The 21,060-nt window shown below is 50.0% G+C and carries 20 protein-coding genes; 5 read left to right on the forward strand and 15 right to left on the reverse strand.

The features are described 5' to 3' along the window. Positions 1 to 12: 12 nt before the first annotated feature. The 12 genes from ACYVJQ_RS06925 to ACYVJQ_RS06980 all read right to left on the reverse strand — a co-directional run bounded on the left by ACYVJQ_RS06925 (position 13) and on the right by ACYVJQ_RS06980 (position 11,450). Complete coding sequence (locus ACYVJQ_RS06925) at positions 13 to 1,500, reverse strand: complex I subunit 4 family protein (RefSeq protein ID WP_460892342.1); 1,488 nt, start codon at positions 1,498 to 1,500, stop codon at positions 13 to 15. A 9-nt stretch (positions 1,501 to 1,509) separates the two neighbouring features. Beyond that, entirely contained in the window at positions 1,510 to 3,429 is a 1,920-nt protein-coding gene (nuoL, locus tag ACYVJQ_RS06930) for an NADH-quinone oxidoreductase subunit L (RefSeq protein WP_460892343.1), read from the reverse strand. 12 nt (positions 3,430 to 3,441) lie between these two features. Continuing rightward, entirely contained in the window at positions 3,442 to 3,759 is a 318-nt protein-coding gene (gene nuoK, locus ACYVJQ_RS06935; protein ID WP_460892344.1) for an NADH-quinone oxidoreductase subunit NuoK, read from the reverse strand. Between the two features lie 17 nt (positions 3,760 to 3,776). Then, positions 3,777 to 4,403, reverse strand: coding sequence for an NADH-quinone oxidoreductase subunit J family protein (locus ACYVJQ_RS06940; RefSeq protein ID WP_460892345.1), 627 nt, complete (start codon positions 4,401 to 4,403; stop codon positions 3,777 to 3,779). A 3-nt stretch (positions 4,404 to 4,406) separates the two neighbouring features. Next, positions 4,407 to 4,883, reverse strand: coding sequence for a 4Fe-4S dicluster domain-containing protein (locus tag ACYVJQ_RS06945; protein WP_460892346.1), 477 nt, complete (start codon positions 4,881 to 4,883; stop codon positions 4,407 to 4,409). A 5-nt stretch (positions 4,884 to 4,888) separates the two neighbouring features. Beyond that, entirely contained in the window at positions 4,889 to 5,953 is a 1,065-nt protein-coding gene (nuoH, locus tag ACYVJQ_RS06950) for an NADH-quinone oxidoreductase subunit NuoH (protein ID WP_460892347.1), read from the reverse strand. A 12-nt stretch (positions 5,954 to 5,965) separates the two neighbouring features. Then, entirely contained in the window at positions 5,966 to 7,087 is a 1,122-nt protein-coding gene (locus tag ACYVJQ_RS06955) for an NADH-quinone oxidoreductase subunit D (RefSeq protein WP_460892348.1), read from the reverse strand. A 6-nt stretch (positions 7,088 to 7,093) separates the two neighbouring features. Next, on the reverse strand, positions 7,094 to 7,570 hold the full coding sequence (locus tag ACYVJQ_RS06960; RefSeq protein ID WP_460892349.1) for an NADH-quinone oxidoreductase subunit C: 477 nt from the start codon (positions 7,568 to 7,570) through the stop codon (positions 7,094 to 7,096). 12 nt (positions 7,571 to 7,582) lie between these two features. After that, positions 7,583 to 8,158, reverse strand: coding sequence for an NADH-quinone oxidoreductase subunit B (locus ACYVJQ_RS06965; protein WP_460892350.1), 576 nt, complete (start codon positions 8,156 to 8,158; stop codon positions 7,583 to 7,585). Continuing rightward, entirely contained in the window at positions 8,149 to 8,499 is a 351-nt protein-coding gene (locus ACYVJQ_RS06970) for an NADH-quinone oxidoreductase subunit A (protein ID WP_460892351.1), read from the reverse strand. Before ACYVJQ_RS06970 ends, ACYVJQ_RS06965 begins: the two co-directional genes overlap by 10 nt. A gap of 78 nt (positions 8,500 to 8,577) precedes the next feature. After that, the gene (locus ACYVJQ_RS06975; RefSeq protein ID WP_460892352.1) at positions 8,578 to 9,594 is read right to left on the reverse strand and encodes a 2-oxoacid:ferredoxin oxidoreductase subunit beta; all 1,017 of its coding nucleotides are present in this window, start codon (positions 9,592 to 9,594) and stop codon (positions 8,578 to 8,580) included. A 2-nt stretch (positions 9,595 to 9,596) separates the two neighbouring features. Then, on the reverse strand, positions 9,597 to 11,450 hold the full coding sequence (locus tag ACYVJQ_RS06980) for a 2-oxoacid:acceptor oxidoreductase subunit alpha (protein WP_460892353.1): 1,854 nt from the start codon (positions 11,448 to 11,450) through the stop codon (positions 9,597 to 9,599). Positions 11,451 to 11,623: 173 nt separating this feature from the next. On the opposite strand from ACYVJQ_RS06980, the gene ACYVJQ_RS06985 reads away from it, so the two are divergent. The 3 genes from ACYVJQ_RS06985 to ACYVJQ_RS06995 all read left to right on the forward strand — a co-directional run bounded on the left by ACYVJQ_RS06985 (position 11,624) and on the right by ACYVJQ_RS06995 (position 16,105). After that, complete coding sequence (locus tag ACYVJQ_RS06985; RefSeq protein WP_460892354.1) at positions 11,624 to 11,974, forward strand: 4Fe-4S dicluster domain-containing protein; 351 nt, start codon at positions 11,624 to 11,626, stop codon at positions 11,972 to 11,974. A 148-nt stretch (positions 11,975 to 12,122) separates the two neighbouring features. After that, positions 12,123 to 15,659 carry a pyruvate:ferredoxin (flavodoxin) oxidoreductase gene (gene nifJ, locus ACYVJQ_RS06990; RefSeq protein WP_460892355.1) on the forward strand — a complete coding sequence of 1,179 codons (3,537 nt, stop codon included), beginning with the start codon at positions 12,123 to 12,125 and terminating at the stop codon, positions 15,657 to 15,659. Between the two features lie 56 nt (positions 15,660 to 15,715). Continuing rightward, on the forward strand, positions 15,716 to 16,105 hold the full coding sequence (locus ACYVJQ_RS06995) for a HEPN domain-containing protein (RefSeq protein WP_460892356.1): 390 nt from the start codon (positions 15,716 to 15,718) through the stop codon (positions 16,103 to 16,105). Positions 16,106 to 16,596: 491 nt separating this feature from the next. Here ACYVJQ_RS06995 and ACYVJQ_RS07000 read toward each other — a convergent pair whose 3' ends face one another. Next, positions 16,597 to 16,830: a YgaP-like transmembrane domain gene (locus ACYVJQ_RS07000; RefSeq protein ID WP_460892357.1), complete on the reverse strand. Its 234-nt coding sequence runs from the start codon at positions 16,828 to 16,830 to the stop codon at positions 16,597 to 16,599. Positions 16,831 to 17,129: 299 nt separating this feature from the next. Next, complete coding sequence (locus ACYVJQ_RS07005; protein WP_460892358.1) at positions 17,130 to 17,810, reverse strand: RNA polymerase sigma factor; 681 nt, start codon at positions 17,808 to 17,810, stop codon at positions 17,130 to 17,132. Between the two features lie 115 nt (positions 17,811 to 17,925). Between ACYVJQ_RS07005 and ACYVJQ_RS07010 the strand changes: the two genes are divergently transcribed. Together ACYVJQ_RS07010 and ACYVJQ_RS07015 are read left to right on the forward strand one after the other, a co-directional pair. After that, on the forward strand, positions 17,926 to 18,348 hold the full coding sequence (locus tag ACYVJQ_RS07010) for a tRNA (5-methylaminomethyl-2-thiouridylate)-methyltransferase (RefSeq protein WP_460892359.1): 423 nt from the start codon (positions 17,926 to 17,928) through the stop codon (positions 18,346 to 18,348). Positions 18,349 to 18,725: 377 nt separating this feature from the next. Then, positions 18,726 to 19,970 (forward strand): OmpA family protein, encoded by a 1,245-nt coding sequence (locus ACYVJQ_RS07015; RefSeq protein ID WP_460892360.1) that lies wholly within the window; start codon positions 18,726 to 18,728, stop codon positions 19,968 to 19,970. 149 nt (positions 19,971 to 20,119) lie between these two features. On the opposite strand, the gene ACYVJQ_RS07020 is transcribed toward ACYVJQ_RS07015, so the two are convergent. Next, positions 20,120 to 20,938 carry a hypothetical protein gene (locus ACYVJQ_RS07020; protein ID WP_460892361.1) on the reverse strand — a complete coding sequence of 273 codons (819 nt, stop codon included), beginning with the start codon at positions 20,936 to 20,938 and terminating at the stop codon, positions 20,120 to 20,122. Between the last annotated feature and the right edge of the window lie 122 nt (positions 20,939 to 21,060).

A 21,060-nucleotide genomic window follows, 5' to 3' on the forward strand; every position in this document is an offset into this window, starting at 1 on the left:
GTAAAGTTAGAATTAAAGAACTCCCTGAATGAAGGGCTGAATGCTTTTGGTGATCATTTCACTTAGCCATAAAGGAGCCACCCCAATGGCCACGATAGGAATAAGCAATAAAAGAATGCCGGTGGTCTCATACCAGGTAGCCTGGGGCAGGTGCAGGTATTCCTCGTTTTTCACGGGGCCCATGAGCATGATGCCTACTACCCGAAGAATATACACGGCCGTGATCACAATGGCAGAAACAGACAAGATGGTGGCCACGCGGTAGAACATTTCCTCTTGCTGGAACGCCCCCACAAAGATGTTCATCTCGGCCACAAAGCCGCTGAACCCCGGCAAGCCTAAAGAAGCCATACCGGCAATCACGTACACCACAGAGATGAATGGAATTACCTTCAAAAGACCGCCTAGTTTGGTAATGTCACGGGTGTGGGTTCTGGAGTAGATCATGCCAATCAAGGCGAAGAAAAGGGCCGTCATAAACCCATGTGACAAAGACTGCAGAATAGCGCCGTTCCAGGCGGTTTTGTTGAGCATAAGCAGCGCAAACAACACCATACCTAGGTGACTTACGGAGGAGTAGGCATTGATGTATTTCAGGTCGGTTTGCTTGATGGCGGCAAAGGCCCCGTACACCACGCCCGTAGCCGACAGGATGATAAAGAACCAGGACCACTCCATCGCCCCAGCGGGTAACAGGAACATGGCTATCCGGAACACCCCATACCCACCCAGTTTCATTAGCACGCCGGCGTGCAGCATTGATACCGCGGTAGGGGCCGAGGCGTGACCGTCTGGTGACCAGGTATGGAAGGGAAACAAGGCACCCAACACCGCAAAGCCTACAAACGTAAGCGGGAAGAATAATCGCTGCGCCTCCATTGGAATTTTGACTTTGGCAATCTCCAGAATATTGAAAGTTAAGGGGCCGCCGTCTGCGTTGGAGTTGAAGTAAATACCCAGTATGCCTACCATCAGCACCGCAGAGGCGCCCATCAGCATAATGGTGAGTTTCATAGCCGAATATTCCTTTGGACCAGAGCCCCAGATGCCAATGAGCAGGTACATAGGGATCACCGCAATCTCATAGAACACGAGCATGGTAAAGAGGTCTATGGAAATAAAGAACCCGTAAACCCCGGTAGACAAAACCAGCAAGGAGATGAAGAATTCTTTGGGCAGTTCCTCTATTTTCCAGGAAATGAATACCCCCGCCAGCACTATAATAGCGGTGAGCAGAATCAAGGCCACCGAGATGCCGTCTACCCCTATGTTGTAATGGATATTGAATTCCCGGAACCAAACCACATCACGGGTGAAGAGCATCACGCTTCCATTCACCGCTCTTTCCTGAAGGTAAGCATAGAGCAAATTAATGGCCATACCCAGTTGGATAAGGCTGCCCACCATAGACACCAGGCGGGCCTGGGATAACCCTTTGGTGAAAACCAGCGCGGTAATAACCAGGACAGGGAAAACGACGAAGAGAGATAGAATATCCATGGTGATGCGTTAATTAGTCCATAAGTAAATAAACACCGCGGCAAACACGACCACCCCGCCAATGAAGCCGAAAGCGTAATCCTGCAGCCTGCCAGATTGCACGCCCATTATTTTTTTGGAGAGGCTCATGGTCTTGTTGCCAATGCCCTCCATGGTGCCGTCAACCACCTTTTTGTCAAAGAAGGCGATAGGCGCAGAGATGCGTTTGAAGATGATCTGCCGGGTAACAAAGAGGTAGAACTCGTCCAAATAGAACTTGTGACTGGTCCACTTGTAAAACACGCCAAAGGCGTTGGCGAACCGGGTAGAAAGATTGTTTTCCTTTTTGTAGAAGATCCAGGCCAGTGCAATCCCCAGGGCTCCCACCGCCACCGCAATGGCCGCCAAGGGGTAGTTGAGGTGGGCTTCAAACCCGGCTTTATCAGCGGTTACAAATTGGCTGAAGGGAATAAAACCGACTATGACACTCAGGAAAGCCAGGATGACTAATGGGATGGTCATGCTTAAGGGTGATTCATGGGGAGCGTGTTTGTAGGTGGTTTCCTTGCCCCAGAAGATCCCGAAGTACAGCCTAAACATATAGAAGGCAGTGAGTCCGGCCACAAACACGGCCACTCCATAGATGAGCGGGTTGTTGTGATAGGCGGCCACCAGTATTTCGTCTTTGCTCCAGAAACCGGCCAGCGGAGGTACCCCTGCAATGGCCAGGGCGGCAATCAGGAAGGTAACGTTGGTCACGGGCATGTATTTGCGCAGGCCGCCCATGTCTTTGAGGTAGTTGCTGTGCACAGCGTGGATGACAGAGCCAGCTCCCAGGAACAGCAACGCCTTGAACATGGCGTGGGTAAACAGGTGGAACATGGATGCCATGTAGCCCACCCCGTCATGCCCCTCATAGCCAGAGACGCCCAGCGCCAGCATCATGTACCCAATCTGTGACATGGTGGAGAAGGCTAGCACCCGCTTGATATCGGTTTGGGTAACGGCAATCACTGCGGCAAACAAGGAAGAGAAGGCTCCCACATACGCCACTACCTGTAAGACAAAGCCGTCTTCCACAAAGTAGTAGAGCGGGAACAGGCGGGCTACCAGGTACACCCCGGCTACTACCATGGTAGCGGCGTGGATCAGGGCAGATACGGGGGTAGGACCTTCCATGGCATCTGGCAACCAAATGTGCAACGGAAACATAGCCGATTTACCCGCACCGCCCATAAAGATGAGTAGCAGGGCCCAGGTGATCACAGAGAGCCCCATGAAGGAACTGGAGGCCCAATTGAGAATGGCGCTTCCCTGCGGGTTGTTGAGCGTCTCAAAATCAAAGGTGCCGGTGTAGAACCCGATGATCAGAATGCCAATCAGGAAACCAAAGTCCGCGAAGCGGGTGACTATAAAGGCTTTTTTGGCTGCCGCCACGGCAGATTCCTTAGTGTAGTAGTAGCCAATCAAGAGAAAAGAGGAAACCCCTACCAACTCCCAGAAAATATAGATTTGGAACAGGTTAGTGGCCAGCACCAGCCCGTACATAGAGAAGGTGAAGAGGCCCAGAAAGGCAAAGAACTTAGTATACCCGTCATCGCCTTTCATGTAGGCTCTGGAGTAAATGTGCACCATCAAAGAAACCGTGGAGACCACTAGGAGCATCATCACGGAAATTGGGTCAATGAGCACGCCTAGGTCAATGTGCAGGGTCTCGGTGAACTTCAGCCAGACGGTTTTGTTCACGATGGCCTGGTAAGCGCCGTTGACCTTGCCCACCACAAAGAAATACTGGAACGCGGTGTAGTAAGACAGAATAGTGGAAGTCGTTAGACCAGCCACGCCTATGTACCCGGAAACCGCCGGCCTAATTCTCCGGTGAAAAATACCCAGCAGCAGAAATACCGCCAGCGGGATAAGGGGAATAAGAAGGGTATAACCTGTATTCATGATTTCCAGGGTTTAGAATTTCAACGTTTCGGTTTCCTTCACTTCTACAGAGCTTATTTGCTTGTAAAGGTTGAATATGATGGCTACTGCCAGCGCCGTTTCTGCCGCGGCTACGGCAATGATGAAAACAGAATACACCACCCCCTGCAGAATGTCTGGGTACAGGTATTTGTTGATCACCACAAAGTTGATGACCGAGGCATTCAGGATCAGCTCCACCGAGATAAGGATAGAGATGAGGTTTGTTCTGGTCATGAACCCATAAACCCCTATGAAAAAGAGGATAGACGTGACAAGTAGGATTTCAGTAATGCTGATGCCGGGTATCATCTTGGTAAGGAGTTAGGTTAATGGATGGTCTCCAACAGGGTAGACTCTTTGTAGGAAACAGCTATTTCTTTTTCCAGGGGTTCTTCCAATAGCTCTATGGGTAGTTCCTCAGGGGTAGGCGTGGAGATCTCTGTTTCTTCCAGCTGGGCCTTGCCGGTGCGGGCAATGGTAATGGCACCTATCATAGCCGCCAGCAGCAGCACGCTTATCACCTCAAAGGGAAGAATAAAGCCTCCTGCGTCATAACTCAGGAGTTTCATCCCAATGTCACCGGTGGTGGTAGTGATAGCGTTTGGTACTGCCTTGAAAGGATGGGCGATGATGGTAGTGGCAAAGACAGCCAGCCCAGCCAGGCAGGTGAGGGCGGTAAGAATTCGCTTGGTTTTGCTGGGTACTTCCATCTCCATATCAATGTGGTGCACCAGTAACACGGAGAAGATGATCAGCACGATAATCCCCCCGGCGTACACGGTCAGCTGAATGGCAGCCAGGAAGTTATAGTCGGCCATGAAATAGACGCCCGCTATGCCAATCAAGACGAAGAGCAGGTAGACCACGGAGCGGAGCATTTTGCGGCTGGTCACCGAGGCGATAGCGAAGCCGATCATGGTCAGCGCTAACCCATAAAATAGGAACTTTTCCATAGCTTATTCTTCTACTCCTGCTTTTACCTTAGATCCTGGTCTGTTCAGCACCCGGGTAAGCTGGGTTCTGTCATACACTGAGTTTTCAAAATTCTGCGCCCATTCAATGGCGTTGGAGGGGCAGGCGTTCACGCACAAACCGCATTGGGTACACATGCCAAAGTGGTAAATGTGCTTGTCAATCATCTTCTTCTTTTTGCCGGTCTCCGGGTCCAGACCGCGGTCCCAAATGATCTCAATGCTGCCGTTAGGGCAGGCCAGTTCGCATTTCTGGCAACCGGTACAGCTATGCTCGTTGTTTTCATCATGTACCATCACCACCTCACCCCTGAAGCGCTCAAACATCTGGAGTGTGTCTCTATTGTCTGGGTATTGCTGGGTAATGGCACCTTTGCCAGAGGTTAAGAAGTATTTACCGGTGACTCCCATTCCCGTGAGCAGGGTCTTAACTCCTTGATAGATGTCTGAGAAGTAACTCATAGCCGTTACAATTGAATGGTTAGGTTAAGCCACACCACAATGGCCATTAACACAATGTTCATCAGGTTCAAAGGGAGCAGGTACTTCCATTCCAGGGTCAGCAGCTGGTCAATGCGCAGCCGGGGGAAAGTCCACCTGAACCACATCATCAGGAACACAAGCACCAGCGCTTTTGCCAGGAACCAGAACAGGCCCAGCCAGGGGAGAGACTCCGTAATCCCGAAGGGGGAAAGGTAGGCCCCGAAGAAAACAGTGACCGCAATGGAGGCAATAATGAACATGTTGATGAACTCAGCCAGGAAGAAGTAGGCGAACTTCATACCGGAGTACTCGGTGTGGAAGCCGGCGCCCAGTTCAGATTCTGCTTCCACCAGGTCAAAGGGAGCCCGGTTGGTTTCGGCGGTGCCGGCAATCATGTAGATCATGAAGGCAAACACTGCCGGTATGTGGCCTTGCACAATCAACCAGCCGTTGCGCTGTACCTCTACAATCTCAGAAAGCTGCAGAGAGCCGGTAATCAGGATCATGGTCAGCAAAGACAAGCCCACAGACAGTTCATAACTGATGGTCTGTACCCCGCTGCGCATGGCGCCTATCATGGCAAACTTGTTGTTACTGCCCCAACCGGCCAGCAGAATACCTATCACCCCAATAGAAGAAAGCGCGATAATGAAGAGAACCCCAATATTGATGTCAAAAGCCTGGAAATACCCCGCGAAGGGGATAACCGCCAGGGCCATTAAGGCGGTGATGATGACAAAGTAAGGCGCCAGATTGTAAAGGAACTTATCTGCCTTAACCGTACCCGTTAATTCTTTGGACACCAATTTCAACGCATCTGCCACGGTCTGGAACCACCCTTGGAACCCAACCCGGTTAGGACCCAACCGCAACTGGAAACGGGCGGCTACCTTTCTTTCCAGCAGTACCAGAAAAAGACCGGCAATGGCAAAAAAGGCAAGATAGACCACGGCAATAAGAACCATTTCTACTATGCTGGCAACACTAGGTGGCATGAAGCCAGAAAGCAGCTCATGCGTCTTTTCTGAGAGGGTAAGTGATATATTCATCGCCTTAGTGGTTTATCGGTCTATATCAGGGATTACAAGATCTAGGGTGGCCATGGAGGCTACCAGGTCTCCTACTTTTCCGCCCACGGCTATATGGTTTAATAGCGACAGGTTGGAGAGGCCCGGCGAGCGGAACTTGAGCCGGTACGGGTTTTTGGTACCGGTACTGATGATGAAGACCCCCAGCTCGCCGCGGGCCGTTTCTACTTTCTGGTAGAACTCGCCTTTGGGCAGTTTAATGACGGCATCGGTGGCCACCTGGAAATTCCCGTCTGGAATATTGTCTATTAGTTGCTCAATGATGGAAAGGGATTCCCACATCTCTTCAATCCGGACCTGGTAGCGGGCGAAGGTGTCGCCCTCTGTTTTCAAGACTTCATTGAAAGTAACCCTGTCCAGAGCGCTGTATGGGTGGTGTTTTCTCACGTCACAGGAGTAACCAGAGGCACGGCCTACCGGTCCGGAAGCTCCGTAAGAGATGGCGGCTTCTTTGCTTAAAATCCCCACGCCTTTGGTTCTTTTCTGGAAGATGACGTTGTTGGTCAGCAGGGTATCGTACTCCGGTAATTTGCTTCTGAAGTGGGTAATGAAGGCTTTGACTCTGGAGGCAAAATTGGGGTGGATATCAAACATCAGTCCGCCGGGCAAGCTATAATTCATGGTCAGCCGCGCGCCACAGGTTTCCTCAAAGATGTCATTGATCATTTCGCGGTCCCTGAATCCGTAGAAGTAGGTGGTCAAGGCTCCCACGTCCATGCCCAACACGCCCCACCACAAGCAGTGCGAGGCAATTCTGGTCAATTCCCCAATGATGGTTCTTACCACCTTGGCCCTATCGGGTACCTCTACGCCCAGCGCATTCTCTACCGCCAAGCACACCGCCTCATTGTTGATGTGGGCAGACAGGTAGTCCAGCCGATCGGTTAAGTGGATGATTTGCTGGTAGCTGTTGCGCTCACACATCTTTTCTATGGAGCGGTGAATGTAGCCCAGGTCTGGTTCTACCTTCTTAATGACCTCGCCGTCTATGGTTAACAGCAACCTGAGAACCCCGTGGGTGGCAGGGTGCTGGGGCCCCATATTGATGAAGTATTCTTCAGACTTAAAGGTGGTATTGACAGTAGCGGTTTCCATATGCGTTTACTTAACTATCATGTTCACTTCATCTGAAAAATCTTTTCGGAGCGGGTAACCCACATAATCTTCGGTGAGGAAAAGCCGTTTCATGTTGGGGTGGCCGGTGAATCTGATCCCAAAAAAATCAAACACTTCCCGTTCATGGAATTCCGCGGTGCGCCAGAGATCAGATACCGTTTCTAGGGTGGGTGTTTCCCGGTCTGGGGTGGTGACACGTACAGCCAGCATATGGCGGTGAGTGGTGGATTCCAGGTGATAGATTACCCCTAGCTCTTTGCCCCAGTCTACCCCAGTCAGGCAGAACAGGTAATCAAAATGCGTTTCGGGGGTGTTTTTCAGAAAACGCATCAAAACCAGCAGATGGTCTGGGTCAATGCTTACATTCAGAAATTGTGATCCTTCTGTGGAGAACTTAAGTTTAACTGCCTCAGGCTCCGGGAACCAGTCTTCTATCAGGTATTGTAATGCTTCGTTCGTCATAGCGCCTGTAGGTTAAAGGCCTTCATCAAAACCGTCAATAGGATTTTTCTTGTGCTTCATGCTTTCCTGCCTGATCTTGTCTTGCAGCATGAGCATGCCTTCCAGCAGGGCCTCGGGGCGGGGCGGGCAGCCGGGCACATACACATCCACCGGAATAATATGATCGGCCCCTTTTACTACCGAGTAGGAATTGTAGAAGAACGGTCCCCCTGAGATAGCGCAGGCGCCCATTGCGATGACGTATTTAGGCTCGGCCATCTGGTCATAGAGGCGACGGAGCACCGGGGCCATTTTGTTGGTAATGGTGCCGGCAATCACAATCAGGTCTGCCTGGCGGGGCGAAGGCCTGGCCACTTCAAACCCAAACCGGGAATAGTCATGGCGGGCCGCCCCGGTCTGCATCATTTCAATGGCGCAGCAACTGGTGCCAAAGTACAGCGACCATAAGGAATTGGCGCGGCCCCAGTTAATGATCTTGTCCAGGGAAGTGACGACTATGTTGGCCCCATTGCCGGCCGGAATAACCTTGCCCGGAAAATCTGCCGGCATGGTGGGCGCGGCTGGTGCGGTGGTGGTTTCTACTGCCATTTTAAAGCTCCTTTCTTCCAAGCGTACAACAGGCCTAAGCCCAGGATAAATAAGAAGATGAATATCTCCACCAGCGCAGCGGTACCCACCGTTTTGAAGACCACGGCCCAGGGGAATAAAAAGGCCACCTCTACATCAAAAAGGAGAAACAGGATGGCGAACAGGTAATAGCCCACTTTGAACTGCACCCAGGTGGGGCCAATAGTGGTCATGCCACTTTCATAGGGCTCGCGTTTGCGGGGATTGTCTGACTTTGGAGAGATTAAATTGGAGAGGAAGTTGGCCCCGGCCACCAGTACCACGCCGGCCAGAAAGAAAACTATCAATGCTTCTGAACCCATTTCTTTACTGCTTTACTTTTAAATAATATTACCAGAAATGAAGGGGAATAAAACTGATGAAAATCAGTTGCCAGCATGCTATTTTACCTGGTAGGTCTCTCCTGAGAAGAAGAGATCATCGGTTTTGGAAAAGGAAGACCTGGCTTTTACTTCTGCGGTCAACGCGTCTTCTCTTTCTTCCAGGGTAAAGTCCTCGTAGCTTCTGATCACCCCGGTTACCATGGGGTGTTCCAGGCGTACCAGCATCTGGTGGAGGGTAGGGTCTTTCTCCTTGGCATCATGCACCAGAATATCTTCCAGGGTCACACCGTTTTCACCTAGCGTAACTACCTCCAGCTTAAGACCCTTCAGCATCAAGCCCTTTTCTTTGTCCTTTCCAAACAGCATGGGTTTGCCGTGCTCTACAAAGATCTGCTTGTCTTCTTTCACGTCTTTGTTGGTGATGTTGTCAAAGCAGCCGTTATTAAAGATCACGCAGTTCTGCAGTACCTCAATCAAAGACGTGCCTTTGAATTGATGGGCCTCAATCAGGATCTGGGAAATGACTTTGGGGTTGTTGCCGGCAATGCGGGCAAAGAAACGGGCATTGGCGCCCAGGGCCAGCTCACCAGGAGAGAAAGGCGGCTGGGTGTTACCGTAGGGTGAGGATTTTGTTTTCTGGCCCAAGAGGGAAGTAGGAGAGAATTGGCCTTTGGTTAAACCGTAGATCTCATTGTTGAACATGACAATATTAAGGTCCACGTTCCGGCGCAGGGCATGGATGAAGTGGTTACCGCCAATGGCCATGGAGTCTCCGTCGCCAGTCATCACCCACACGCTCAGGTTAGGGTTGGCCAACTTCACGCCGGTGGCAATGCCCGGGGCCCGGCCATGGATGCTGTGCATGCCGTAGGTGTCCATGTAATACGGGAAGCGCGAGGAGCAGCCAATACCCGAGATAAACACCACGTCTTCTTTTCTAACCCCCATGTCTGGAAGCGCCTTTTGCATAGACCGCAGAATCACATAATCATCGCAGCCAGGGCACCACCTTACTTCCTGGTCACTGGTGAAGTCTTTAAAAGTATAGGCCGGTATAGGTGTAGTAGTTTCCATAATTACATGAGCTTTTTAAATTCCTGGATGAGTTCATCATTGGCAAAGGGCAGGCCCTGAATCTTGTTGAACTGCGCGTAAGTATATTGCCCGAAGTTCATGCGCAGGATACTGGCAAACTGCCCGGCGTTTAGTTCACAGACCACAATGGTTTTGAATCTGGAGAAGATCTCAGCGGTGTTTTTGGGCAGCGGGTTGATGTAGTTGAAGTGCGCCAGGCCAATCCCCTCATGTCCTTCTTTGTTCAGTTGTTTCACGGCAGAGTAAAGGGAACCATAGGTGCCTCCCCAGCCTACCACCAGCAGGTCACCGTACTCCGCGAACTCGGTTTTAAGCTCCGGAATATTCTCCTGCACGCGCCGTACTTTCTCGGCTCTGATAAAGGTCATGGTCTGGTGGTTTTCCGGAACGTGTGACACGTTGCCTGTGATGGAGTCCTTTTCCAGACCGCCAATCCGGTGCTCTAAGCCTGGCGTGCCCGGCACGGCCCAATTGCGGGCCAGGGTCTCGCCATCCCTCTGGAAGGGAGCGTTCTTTTCAGAGCAGTCTGTGATCTTGCGGTTCTTTATCTGAGGCATCTCTGCCACTGATTTGATTTTCCAGGGGGCTGAGCCGTTGGCAATGTACCCGTCGGTTAACAGAATGACCGGGGTCATGTGCTCCAGGGCCAGCCTAGCCGCTTCATAAGCATAAGTAAAGCAGTTGGCCGGCGTGCTAGCTGCCAGCACAATCACAGGGCTTTCCCCGTTTCGGCCGTACATGGCCTGCATGAGGTCAGATTGCTCGGTTTTGGTGGGCAGACCTGTAGAAGGGCCGCCCCGCTGCACGTTAATAATCACTAGAGGCAATTCCGTCATCACGGCCAGGCCAATCGCTTCCCCTTTCAGGGCCAGGCCAGGGCCAGAGGTGGTGGTCACTGCCAGGTCTCCGGCAAAGGAGGCGCCAATTGCCGAGGTAATGCCGGCAATCTCATCTTCGGCCTGGAAGGCTTTCACGCCAAAGTGCTTGTGTTTCACCAATTCATGTAGGATATCGGTGGCCGGGGTGATGGGATAAGACCCCAGGAACAGTTCCAGGCCGGCCTTTTCGGCGGCAGCCAGCAGGCCCCAGGCGGTAGCGGTGTTACCCATGATGATGCGGTAGGTTCCCTCCCGCATTTTGGCCGGTGAAATGGTGTAAGAATTAGGAATGAGCTCTAAGGTCTCAGCGTAATAGAAGCCGGCGTTCAACACCTTGGTGTTGGCCTCAATTAAATGGTCTTTATTCTTGAATTTCTTTTGGATGAAGTCAATGGTATGCTCTGTGGATCTGTTGTACATCCAGTAGATCATGCCCAGAGAGAACATGTTCTTGCTTCTGGTAATGGCCGAGTTATCCAGGCCTACCACGTCTTTTACCGCCTCTTTGGTAAGGGAGGTCATGGGTACTTCAATCACCTTGTAGTTGTCCAGGCTGCCGTCATGCAGCGGATTGGTGGCATAAGCCGCTTTCTCCAGGTTCTTGGAGGTGAAGGCGTCTGTGTCTACTATAATGGTCTGCTTGGGCTTAAGGGCATGCAGGTTGGCCTTTAAGCCGGCTGGGTTCATGGCTACCAGCAAATCCACGTTGTCGCCGGGGGTGCTTACCTCCACGCTGCCAATATGTACTTGAAAACCAGAAACCCCATACAGGCTGCCTTGGGGGGCTCTAATCTCAGAAGGGTAGTTGGGGAAGGTAGCCACATCATTGCCAAACATGGCAGAGGTGTCTGTAAACTGGGTGCCGGTCAGTTGCATGCCGTCACCAGAATCGCCCACAAACCGAACAACAACTGCTTCCAGAGCTTCGGGTGGAGTTTTGGTTTTCTCTGTAATCATGGCTGGACTTAATTAAGGTGGAAGGGAAGGAGAGGGGGGTAATTAGATGATCAAATCTCCTTTCATTTAGAATTAATCCAAATGACTATAATCAAATTATAAAGTGACCGTCATCATGTTTTTTGGCTGGATAGAACTCTAATTTCATTCCGTCTAACCAAACAATTAAAGTCATGGCACTAATAATTACCGATGAATGCATCAACTGTGATGCCTGCATTTCTAAATGCCCAAATAATGCTATTTCAGAGCCAGATGCCGAGTGGTCTTTTGCAGACGGAACTACCTTAAGGGGGCTGGTAAAATCATTAACCGGGGTAGATCTTGACGCTGACGCTAAAAATGCGCCCCTCTCAGATGAGTTTTATTTCATTGTTTCTGATAAATGTACCGAGTGCCATGGGTTCCATGAAAAGCCCCAATGCGCCTCTGTATGCCCGGTTGACTGCTGTATAGTAGATGACAGCCACGTAGAATCTGAAGACCAGCTGCTCCAGAAAAAAGTCTGGATGCACGGCGAATAGACAAGCCATAACAGCTACCGCACAGTTGCTTATTACTGTTCTTTAGGGATAAAGAATGATGCTTTTTTATTGCCTTAAATCAGCGAAATACTATTGATATTCTTTCCTTATTAAAGGACGGAATTAGTAGGGTACCAATAAAATTTTCATGATGAAAAAAGAATTCCCAAAACTGATTTGCGACGCTAATGAGGCGGTAGCCATTATAGCGCACAAAACAAATGAAGTGTGCGCTATATACCCCATTACGCCGGCGTCCCCCATGGGGGAACACGTAGATGTATATAGTGCCAATAAAAAGAAAAACATCTGGGGGAATATTCCCCGGATTGTGGAAATGCAGAGTGAAGGCGGGGCGGCCGGCGCAGTGCACGGCTCCTTGCAGGCGGGGGCCTTGACCACCACCTTCACGGCCTCACAGGGCTTGCTGCTCATGATCCCTAATATGTTTAAGATTGCCGGTGAACTCCTGCCTTCCGTGATACATGTGGCCGCCAGAACCGTGGCCACCCACGCCCTCTCCATCTTTGGGGACCACTCAGACGTGATGGCCGCCCGGCAGACCGGGTATGCCATGCTGTTTGCGGGCTCGGTGCAGGAGGCCATGGACTTCGCCTTGATTTCACAGGTGGCAACTTTTCATACCCGGGTGCCCTTCCTGAATATTTTTGACGGTTTCCGCACCTCGCATGAGATCTCCAAAATTGACGGCATTCCAGATGAGGTAATCAAAGCCATGATGCCGGAAGACAAGGTGTTGGAGCACCGGAACCGGTCCCTGGACCCAGATCATCCCGTGATCAGGGGTACGTCACAAAACCCAGATGTCTTCTTCCAGGCCCGTGAGGCGGCCAACCTCTATTACAAACGGGTACCAGGTATTGTGCAGGATGTCATGGATGAGTTCTATGGGCACACCGGGCGCAAGTATGAGCTCTTTGACTACGTGGGCCACCCAGAAGCAGAAAGAGTCATTATTATCATGGGCTCAGGTGAAGGCGCCGTGCGTGAAACCGTTGAGGCGTTAACCGCCCAGGGCGAAAAGATAGGGGCTTTGTTTATCCGGCTTTTCAGGCCTTTCTCCATAGAGCATTTCATGGACAAACTGCCTGCTACCGTTACCAAGGTGGCGGTGCTGGACCGTACCAAAGAGCCGGGCAGTACCGGAGAGCCGCTGTACCTGGATGTGATCACCGCCTTCGCTGAAAGTGACCGGGAAATGCCACTTATTATTGGCGGCCGCTACGGGTTGTCTTCCAAAGAATTCAATCCGGCCATGGTTAAAGCCGTGTATGATGAGCTGGATAAAGACAAGCCCAAAAACCACTTCACCATTGGTATTAAGGATGACGTGAGCTTTACCAGCCTGGAGTATGACCCGGCGTTCAGGGCCAGAAAAACTACCATCAACTGCCTGTTCTACGGCTTAGGAGCCGATGGTACAGTAGGGGCCAATAAGAACTCCATCAAAATCATTGGTGACACCACTGATAATTATGTGCAGGGATATTTTGTGTACGACTCTAAAAAAGCCGGGGCCCAGACGGTGTCACACTTGCGCTTTGGCAAAGAGCCCATCCATTCTACTTACCTGATTGAGGAGGCCGATTTCATTGCCTGCCACCAGTTCAACTTTGTGGAGAAGTATGACCTCTTACGGAAGATAAAACCAGGGGGCACTTTCCTGCTCAATTCGCCCTTTTCCAAAGAGGAAGTCTGGGAACAGTTGCCACAGCATTTACAGGGAATGATTGTAGAAAACCACCTAGATTTCTACGTGGTAGACGCCTCCAAAGTAGCGCAGGCTGCCAACCTGGGCAAGCGAACCAACACGGTGCTGCAAACCTGTTTCTTTGCTATTTCAGGGGTGCTGCCTAAAGAAGAGGCTATCCAGAAAATCAAAGATGCCATTGTGAAATCCTACTCCCATAAGGGTGAGAAGGTGGTGAAAATGAACTTTGACGCGGTAGACGCTTCCCTGGAGAGCCTTCAGAAAGTAGACTACCCAGCCATGGTCACCAACAGCCGCCAGCTAAAACCCATGATGTCTGGCAACAGCAGCGCTTTTGTGCAAGAGGTGTTGGGCAAGATTCTGGCGGGCACCGGCGACGAACTTCCTGTGAGCGCCTTCCCTATAGACGGCACGTTCCCAACGGGTACGTCGCAGTTTGAGAAACGCGGCATTGCAGATTTTGTGCCTGTGTGGGATGACGCCAACCTGTGCTCGCAATGTAACAAATGCGTGGTCATTTGTCCGCATGCCGCTATTAGGGCCAAGGTGGTGTCTAATGATCAATTGCTAGGCGCCCCGGCTTCCTTGAAAACCGTTCCCGCTAAAGGACGGCCATTCAGCGAGGCAACAGAGTCTTACATCTTGCAGGTATCCCCTGAAGACTGTACCGGCTGTGACCTGTGCGTGGCCGTTTGTCCGGTAGAGAGCAAGGAAATCCCTAACTCCAAGGCAATTAACATGCACAAAAAGCTGGAGGTACAGGCCAATGAAAACCTGCACTGGGACTACTTCAACAACCTGCCGGAGTACGACCGCAAAGAACTGCAGCTTTCCAACGTGAAAGGGTCTCAGTTCCTGGAGCCGTTGTTTGAGTTCTCTGGTGCCTGCTCTGGCTGTGGGGAAACGCCTTATGTGAAACTACTTACCCAGTTGTACGGAGACAGTATTCTCATTGCTAACGCCACCGGCTGTTCCTCTATCTATGGCGGTAACCTGCCCACCACTCCTTATAAAACCAATTCATGTGGGCGAGGACCGGCCTGGGCTAACTCCCTGTTTGAAGACAACGCTGAGTTTGGCTTGGGTATGAGGCTGGCGCTTTCCAAAAAGCAGGAGATTGCCGTTAGCCTGCTCAAGGCGGTAGAACCCCTGGTAGGCAGTGACCTGGTAGCAGATATTCTCAACAACCCAGAAGCCAATGAAGCCGAGAAGGCCCAAAAACTGGTGGACATTGAGCGCCTCAAACTGGCCCTGGATGGGGTGGGGGATAACCCTGATGTAGTAAAACTCCGGCACTTCACAGAGCACCTGCGCAAAAAAGCAGTCTGGATTCTGGGCGGCGACGGTTGGGCCTATGATATTGGATCTGGCGGGGTTGACCATATTATGGCCTCTGGTGAAGACATCAATATCATAGTGCTTGACACTGAGGTGTACTCCAATACCGGTGGTCAGAAATCTAAGTCTACGCCGCTGGGGGCTAGTGCCAAGTTTGCGGTGGCTGGTAAGCGAAGCAGCAAAAAAAGCCTTGCCCTCCAAGCCATCTCCTACGAGAATGTGTATGTGGCGCAGGTGGCCATTGGGGCCAAAGACCTGCAGACCCTCAAAGCCATTGAGGAAGCCGCTGCGTATCCAGGCCCATCGCTCATTATTGCCTACTCCCACTGCGTAGAGCACGGCTATGAGCTCAAGCACGGGGTGTCACAGCAGGAGAAAGCGGTAGAGACAGGGTACTGGCCACTCTTCAGATTTGATCCATCTAAGCCCAAAGGCAGCAGGTTCAGGTTAGACTCCAAAGCACCCTCTGCCCCGGTAAGTGAGTTTATGTACAAAGAAACCCGCTTTACCCGCGTGGTAAAAGAGGATGCTGCCCTAGGGGCAGAGCTACTCCAGCGTGCCCAAGAAGAGGTTGAATCTAAATGGGAGAAACTTGATTTTCTGAAGAATTCATAAAAACCATGAAGCCAGCTTACCCCTAAAAAGGTAGGCTGGCCTTAACCTCTACTGTTATGGAACCAAAAGCCAATGCCCAGGCCAGTCAATTATTCTATGAAGCCATTGACAAGCTTAATCGGGCCAAAGAAGAGTATTACAAGCCAGAAGAAGACCTTATGGCTTACATGGTGTGCAAGAATGCCCAATTCTCTATTGAGAAGTTTCTCCGGGGGTTTCTCCTGCAAAACGAGATTAACCCAGGTGAGGGCACCAGTGTGAGTAGCCTGTTTGAGGAATGCAAGAGAATAAACAAAGGGTTTGAACAATTAGATTTTACGGCGCTGCACTGCAAAAACGAGAACCTGGACACCCGGTTCTGCAATGATGCTCCCAGAGCCTGTAACTGCCTGAACGTATCCACCAACCTAGAGACTTTCCTGAGAAAGGAAAACGTGATTGCTTGAAAACACCTTTGGCCTGTCTTAAAATGAAAAGCCCCAGAACTTTGGGGCTTTTCATTTTAAGTGCTCTTCCTATATGTTGGATGTTAATTACATTCTATTTCTACCGATAGAGTTTTGCGCGGCTTAGCTGCAGTTTAGGCGGGTTGGACACAAACGCAGGTTTTGGCAGTAATCTTTTGCCTTTATAATGGTTATTTCACTTTATTCAAGTAGCCGTTGGAAAGCTTGGTAGAAGCCAACGCCCTTTCTGCAGACTTGCCCCAGCAAATGGAATGCTCCGTCTGCAATCGATATAGAAGCCCTCTCTGAACAGACCAAAGCCGGTTGGCCTTACTTAAATCCTCCATGTTTCTAACCCTGAAAAAGCTGTCTTTGCGTTTCGGGCCTGTTTTTCAAAAAACAGGCCCGAAACGCAAAGACAGCACGAATGATGGTTGGGTTACACCAGATCAAGCGCCCCAGCCCTTTGTCCATAATCTTCTAGCGTAAAATTAAAGTGCCAGATTGAACTGATGGGCTTCGGGCAAATCTGGGTTTGTGCTGACATGGGTGGCCGCATAGGCCGGGCAATGGCCAACAGAACTGGTAAGGCCCAGCATAAGGGCAGCGGCCCCTAATGCGTAGGCTGCCCTTGCATGAATTTTATTGGTAGCAATGAAGGCAATGGCCCCTGCCGCTGCAGAGAACCTGATAATGCGGTCCAGACTTCCTATGTTCTTTTTCATCTTATGGGTTTTTAATGGGTAGCGTTCTTTCTTTCCAATAAAGTATCTGCTGGCTGGCGCTTGAGAGATCAAAGGTATAAAAGTGACGCGGGTAGCCTCTTGCAAAAACTTATCTCTATCACTAACGGTTTGCGAAGCTTTGTGTTTCTGGCCAGAACCCACAATTAAAGGCATTGTCGGTTGCTAGCGCCCAAGAAAAGAACGGTCCTGTTTTGGGCCCGTTTTTGGGAAAACGGGCCCAAAACAGGAATATCCTACAAGGCAATTTGTTGTCGCTTTCTTTGTTATTTCCAATGGGGCTATGAAGGCAAGGCACTCAGAACCTTCGCCACCAGGGCATCACAACGGTGGTTACCAAACTCAAATACTTCTTTGCTAAGGGAGAGCCGGTAAAGATTTTCCTTGAGTAGGGCTTTGGCTCGGTGCAGCCGTATTTTTACATTGCTTTCAGAGATACCCAGGCAGGCCATTACTTCACTCAGGGGCATGCCTTCTACTTCCCGCAGGACGTAGACAATTCTGTATTTTTCTGGCAAGTGGCTAATGGCTCCTTCCAGGAGCTTCTTCACTTCGTCTCTGATAGCCATGTTTTCCGGGTTCAAGAGGTTTGATTCGTCGGTAGGGGAAAGGTCTAAATGCCTGAGGTCCCCCTCTGCATCTATGGCTGGGGCAAGCCGTTTGCGTTCCCGCAGTTTGCCCAACGCCACGTTTATTCCTATCCTGATCAGCCAGGTGGAGAAAAGCGAATCTTGTCTGAATTGGTGCAGCTTTTGGTAAGCCAACAGGTAAGTGTCTTGCATGGCGTCCTCGGTGTCCTGTTCTGCTTTTAGGTAACTCCTGAGGGCACGGTAAAGCTTTTGGTTATGCCGTCTCATCAAAAGCTCATACCATTCTTTTTCCCCGCCTAGTACCCGCGCCACCACCTCTGCGTCGGGCACCTGGTTTTTATTGGCAAGGGCTAAATGCGCTACTTTTTCCATGTGGTTAAACTTTAAGGTTAGATGAGATTGGCCCCAAAGGGTTACATATTTTGTAACGGTTTTCTTTTTAATCCATCTAATGGGAAAAACAATTTAACAAAAGGAGGATAAAACCATGGAAAACACCTTAACAACAACCCTAACTGGATCTACCAGAGAAACCAGGGCCACTGGCAGTCGCGTACACACTGTCATCACTTTGCTGCGGTACACCTATGGCCTGGTACCTATAGTAGCTGGCCTGGACAAGTTCACGCACCTACTCACCAACTGGGATAAATACTTGGCCCCGGTTGTAACAGACATTCTGCCAATTCAGGCCCACACCTTCATGTCTGTAGTGGGCGTGATAGAGATTATAGCCGGGTTTCTGGTGTTGGTAAAACCTAAAATTGGCGCATTGGTAGTTGCCCTTTGGTTGGTGGGCATTGCTTTTAATTTACTTTTAACCGGCCAATACTTTGATGTAGCAGTACGGGATGTAGTCATGGCCATTGGCGCTTTTTCGCTGTACCTATTGCTTGACCACCATGATTAAATTCTAACTGATTGACCTTAGGTGAAACGAGGCAACCTATTTTTTTAACTGGAATGCGAATGCAGGAAGGATATACTTAATGTTAATGTGATAATGCGTTTTTAAAAGAGCCTCTTTAGCAACAGTTAAGGAGGCTCTTTCACGTTGAAGGTTACCACGTGAAAGTAATACAGGAAAGCCTATAGGTAGCCCTCGTCAGCAAACCATTATGGTTCCAGACGTAGGAGTAAGTTTTTGATTATCAGTTATAATGATTGAAAAATCCTGATTCAGGTAATTGGATAAGTCGAAAGGGTAACCGTACCATATTTACAACAAAATAATATGGGAGAGGTATATAGTAAAAGGGAATTGGTAAACTTTAACTTAGAAAAATTATGGCAGATTTACTAGAGTCATTAAGGAGATTCATTACTCCTGATCTCATTTCAAGAACCAGCAGCCAGTTTGACGAGAGTGAACCTGCAACGGCCAAGGCATACGAAGGAATTATCCCTACTATTTTAGGTGGATTAATACACCGCGCTTCTGAACCATCTGCGCGGTCATCCCTCTTTAACCTGATTAGGCAGAGTGATGCCAACCAGTTGTCCACCTTCGGGAATACAGTGCCGGGGGCCATGGGCGTTACTCCACCTGCCAGCAACCATTTTCTTTCTGAGATCTTTGGCAACAATTTATCTGCAGTCAGTAATACGCTCAGTAGTTACGCGGGCGTAAAACCATCCTCCATTTCCGCCATTCTTGGGTATGTAGCTCCCTTAATATTAGGCTTCTTGGGCAAAAAGACGCATGATGACGGCCTAGACGAAGGCGGGTTTACTAATTACTTAAGCAACCAAAAGTCAAGTATCATGAGCGCGCTACCTGCCGGTATAGGTAGCCTGTTGGGTTTAGGAGGAATGGGCGCCGCGGCTAAGGCGGCCATGCCCCACATAGACCGGCCCCTCAATACCAACACGGGAGAAAGAATACGTGAAGCAGCGGTGGTCACTGAAAAGAAAACAAATTGGCTTTGGCCTTTGCTGCTTGGTTTGGCGGCTGTCTTGATCCTGTTTTTTGGCCTTCGTTCCTGTAATGATGACAATGATACCGATGTAGCGACCACTGAAACCACCACTACCACTACAGAAACAGAGACCACAGAACCAGCCCCAACAGCTAACGGCCTTACCGAAAGAGAAATCCCGGGTGGCGTGAAGCTAAATATTGCCCCTAATGGCATAGAAAGTAAATTGGTGGCCTTTATTGAAGACAAGAACAAAGCAGTTGATAAAACCAGTTGGTTTAGCTTTGACCGCTTGAACTTTGAAACCGGAAGCGCCAGAATTGATTCTAACTCACAGGAGCAGATAGAGAACATAGCCAAGATATTGAAGGCCTATCCACAGGTTTCTATCAAAATTGGGGGCTATACAGATAATGTTGGCCAACCGGCCTCTAATCTAAAATTGTCTCAAAGCAGGGCCGTTGCCGTGAAGGAAGCCCTCCAGAACCAAGGGATTGATGCCAGCCGTTTAGCGGCAGAAGGGTACGGAGAGCAACACCCTGTCGCTGACAATACCACAGAGGAAGGACGCGCCCAGAACCGACGAATTGATGTACTGGTGACAAAAAAATAGAACGTATTCTTTTATAATGAAAGTATTGAAAGGCTCTCTGCAACAGCAGAGAGCCTTTCAATTTTAATGGAGGCAGCGGCTTGCCCACAGCCAATAATTTACATAGAGAGGTAACCTGTCTTTTTCCCCTTCAGCTAAGTTAATTGTGCTTACGCAGTAGCATTCCCTTGTAGCTTATGCTGGCTTTTCATCATTTTATAGAGGACCCACAGCACCACCAAACTTACCGCAGTTAAACAGACCCAAGCAACCGTGATGATCTGAGGGCTTTCCGGAAGAGTTAACCCTTGGTGTTTTATTTTGATACCGTAAAGGGCCCAAATACCTACTAAGCCCACAATAGGGTTAGACCTGGCCAAGACCACAAATACCACAATGCCTGTGGCCACCAGAATCATAATCATGGTCCAAACCGGCTCGGTTAAGGGCTGGCCATTCCAGCCTAAGCCTACCAAAGCGGCACTTACGTTGGCTACGGTGGCAATTATGATCCAACCAAAATACAGGCTAAGCGGCACCTGCGTGAACCATTTAGAGGCCGCTGAACGACTCTTATTGAAAATGCCCAGCCGCAGGTGAATAGCTAGGAGCGTAGCCAATTGAATAAAAATAAGCCCCACTGAAAGCACCAGCCACTCATTGACCCATGCAAGGGTCCAGGCACCAGTAGCCAGGTTGTTAGCCATGAACAGGTAGCCCATCTTTTGCAGGTCTACGTTTGCCTCATTCCCGGCAGGTTCTTTAAAGGCTTTAACCAGATGGTAAATACAAAAGAGCACCAGCCCCAGGTAAATAAGGCCCCAGATAGCGAAGGTGACCCCCGCCGGGGTAAAGAGAGCCGGGTACTTGGCAGAAACATCGCCAATGGTCTGGTTATTAAATACCTTAAGCTGGGTAAGTTGTGAAGGCGCTAAATGCAGCAGGAAGAACAGCGTGTTCAGTACCGCCAGTGCTTTGGGGTTTTTCATAGGTTTCTAGAGTGGTAACCTGTTTGTACGGTATGCACCAGATTACATATTGACAATAACCATTGACTACGCTTAATGTTGAAACACCCTTCAACTGCTTTTGCCTGTTAACCGGATGAGTA

The organism is Rufibacter soli, from assembly GCF_054781795.1.

Bases quoted from the DNA above. Each gene is read 5' to 3' on its own strand.
- ACYVJQ_RS06960 (WP_460892349.1), bottom strand. From the start codon at position 7,570: ATGACGAACGAAGCATTACAATACCTGATAGAAGACTGGTTCCCGGAG.
- ACYVJQ_RS07010 (WP_460892359.1), top strand. From the start codon at position 17,926: ATGGAAAACACCTTAACAACAACCCTAACTGGATCTACCAGAGAAACC.
- ACYVJQ_RS06995 (WP_460892356.1), top strand. From the start codon at position 15,716: ATGGAACCAAAAGCCAATGCCCAGGCCAGTCAATTATTCTATGAAGCC.
- ACYVJQ_RS07005 (WP_460892358.1), bottom strand. From the start codon at position 17,810: ATGGAAAAAGTAGCGCATTTAGCCCTTGCCAATAAAAACCAGGTGCCC.
- ACYVJQ_RS06925 (WP_460892342.1), bottom strand. From the start codon at position 1,500: ATGGATATTCTATCTCTCTTCGTCGTTTTCCCTGTCCTGGTTATTACC.
- ACYVJQ_RS06975 (WP_460892352.1), bottom strand. From the start codon at position 9,594: ATGGAAACTACTACACCTATACCGGCCTATACTTTTAAAGACTTCACC.
- ACYVJQ_RS06945 (WP_460892346.1), bottom strand. From the start codon at position 4,883: ATGAGTTACTTCTCAGACATCTATCAAGGAGTTAAGACCCTGCTCACG.
- ACYVJQ_RS07020 (WP_460892361.1), bottom strand. From the start codon at position 20,938: ATGAAAAACCCCAAAGCACTGGCGGTACTGAACACGCTGTTCTTCCTG.
- ACYVJQ_RS07015 (WP_460892360.1), top strand. From the start codon at position 18,726: ATGGCAGATTTACTAGAGTCATTAAGGAGATTCATTACTCCTGATCTC.
- nuoK (WP_460892344.1), bottom strand. From the start codon at position 3,759: ATGATACCCGGCATCAGCATTACTGAAATCCTACTTGTCACGTCTATC.
- ACYVJQ_RS06955 (WP_460892348.1), bottom strand. From the start codon at position 7,087: ATGGAAACCGCTACTGTCAATACCACCTTTAAGTCTGAAGAATACTTC.
- ACYVJQ_RS06970 (WP_460892351.1), bottom strand. From the start codon at position 8,499: ATGGGTTCAGAAGCATTGATAGTTTTCTTTCTGGCCGGCGTGGTACTG.
- nuoL (WP_460892343.1), bottom strand. From the start codon at position 3,429: ATGAATACAGGTTATACCCTTCTTATTCCCCTTATCCCGCTGGCGGTA.
- ACYVJQ_RS06980 (WP_460892353.1), bottom strand. From the start codon at position 11,450: ATGATTACAGAGAAAACCAAAACTCCACCCGAAGCTCTGGAAGCAGTT.
- ACYVJQ_RS07000 (WP_460892357.1), bottom strand. From the start codon at position 16,830: ATGAAAAAGAACATAGGAAGTCTGGACCGCATTATCAGGTTCTCTGCA.
- ACYVJQ_RS06965 (WP_460892350.1), bottom strand. From the start codon at position 8,158: ATGGCAGTAGAAACCACCACCGCACCAGCCGCGCCCACCATGCCGGCA.
- ACYVJQ_RS06940 (WP_460892345.1), bottom strand. From the start codon at position 4,403: ATGGAAAAGTTCCTATTTTATGGGTTAGCGCTGACCATGATCGGCTTC.
- nifJ (WP_460892355.1), top strand. From the start codon at position 12,123: ATGATGAAAAAAGAATTCCCAAAACTGATTTGCGACGCTAATGAGGCG.
- ACYVJQ_RS06985 (WP_460892354.1), top strand. From the start codon at position 11,624: ATGGCACTAATAATTACCGATGAATGCATCAACTGTGATGCCTGCATT.
- nuoH (WP_460892347.1), bottom strand. From the start codon at position 5,953: ATGAATATATCACTTACCCTCTCAGAAAAGACGCATGAGCTGCTTTCT.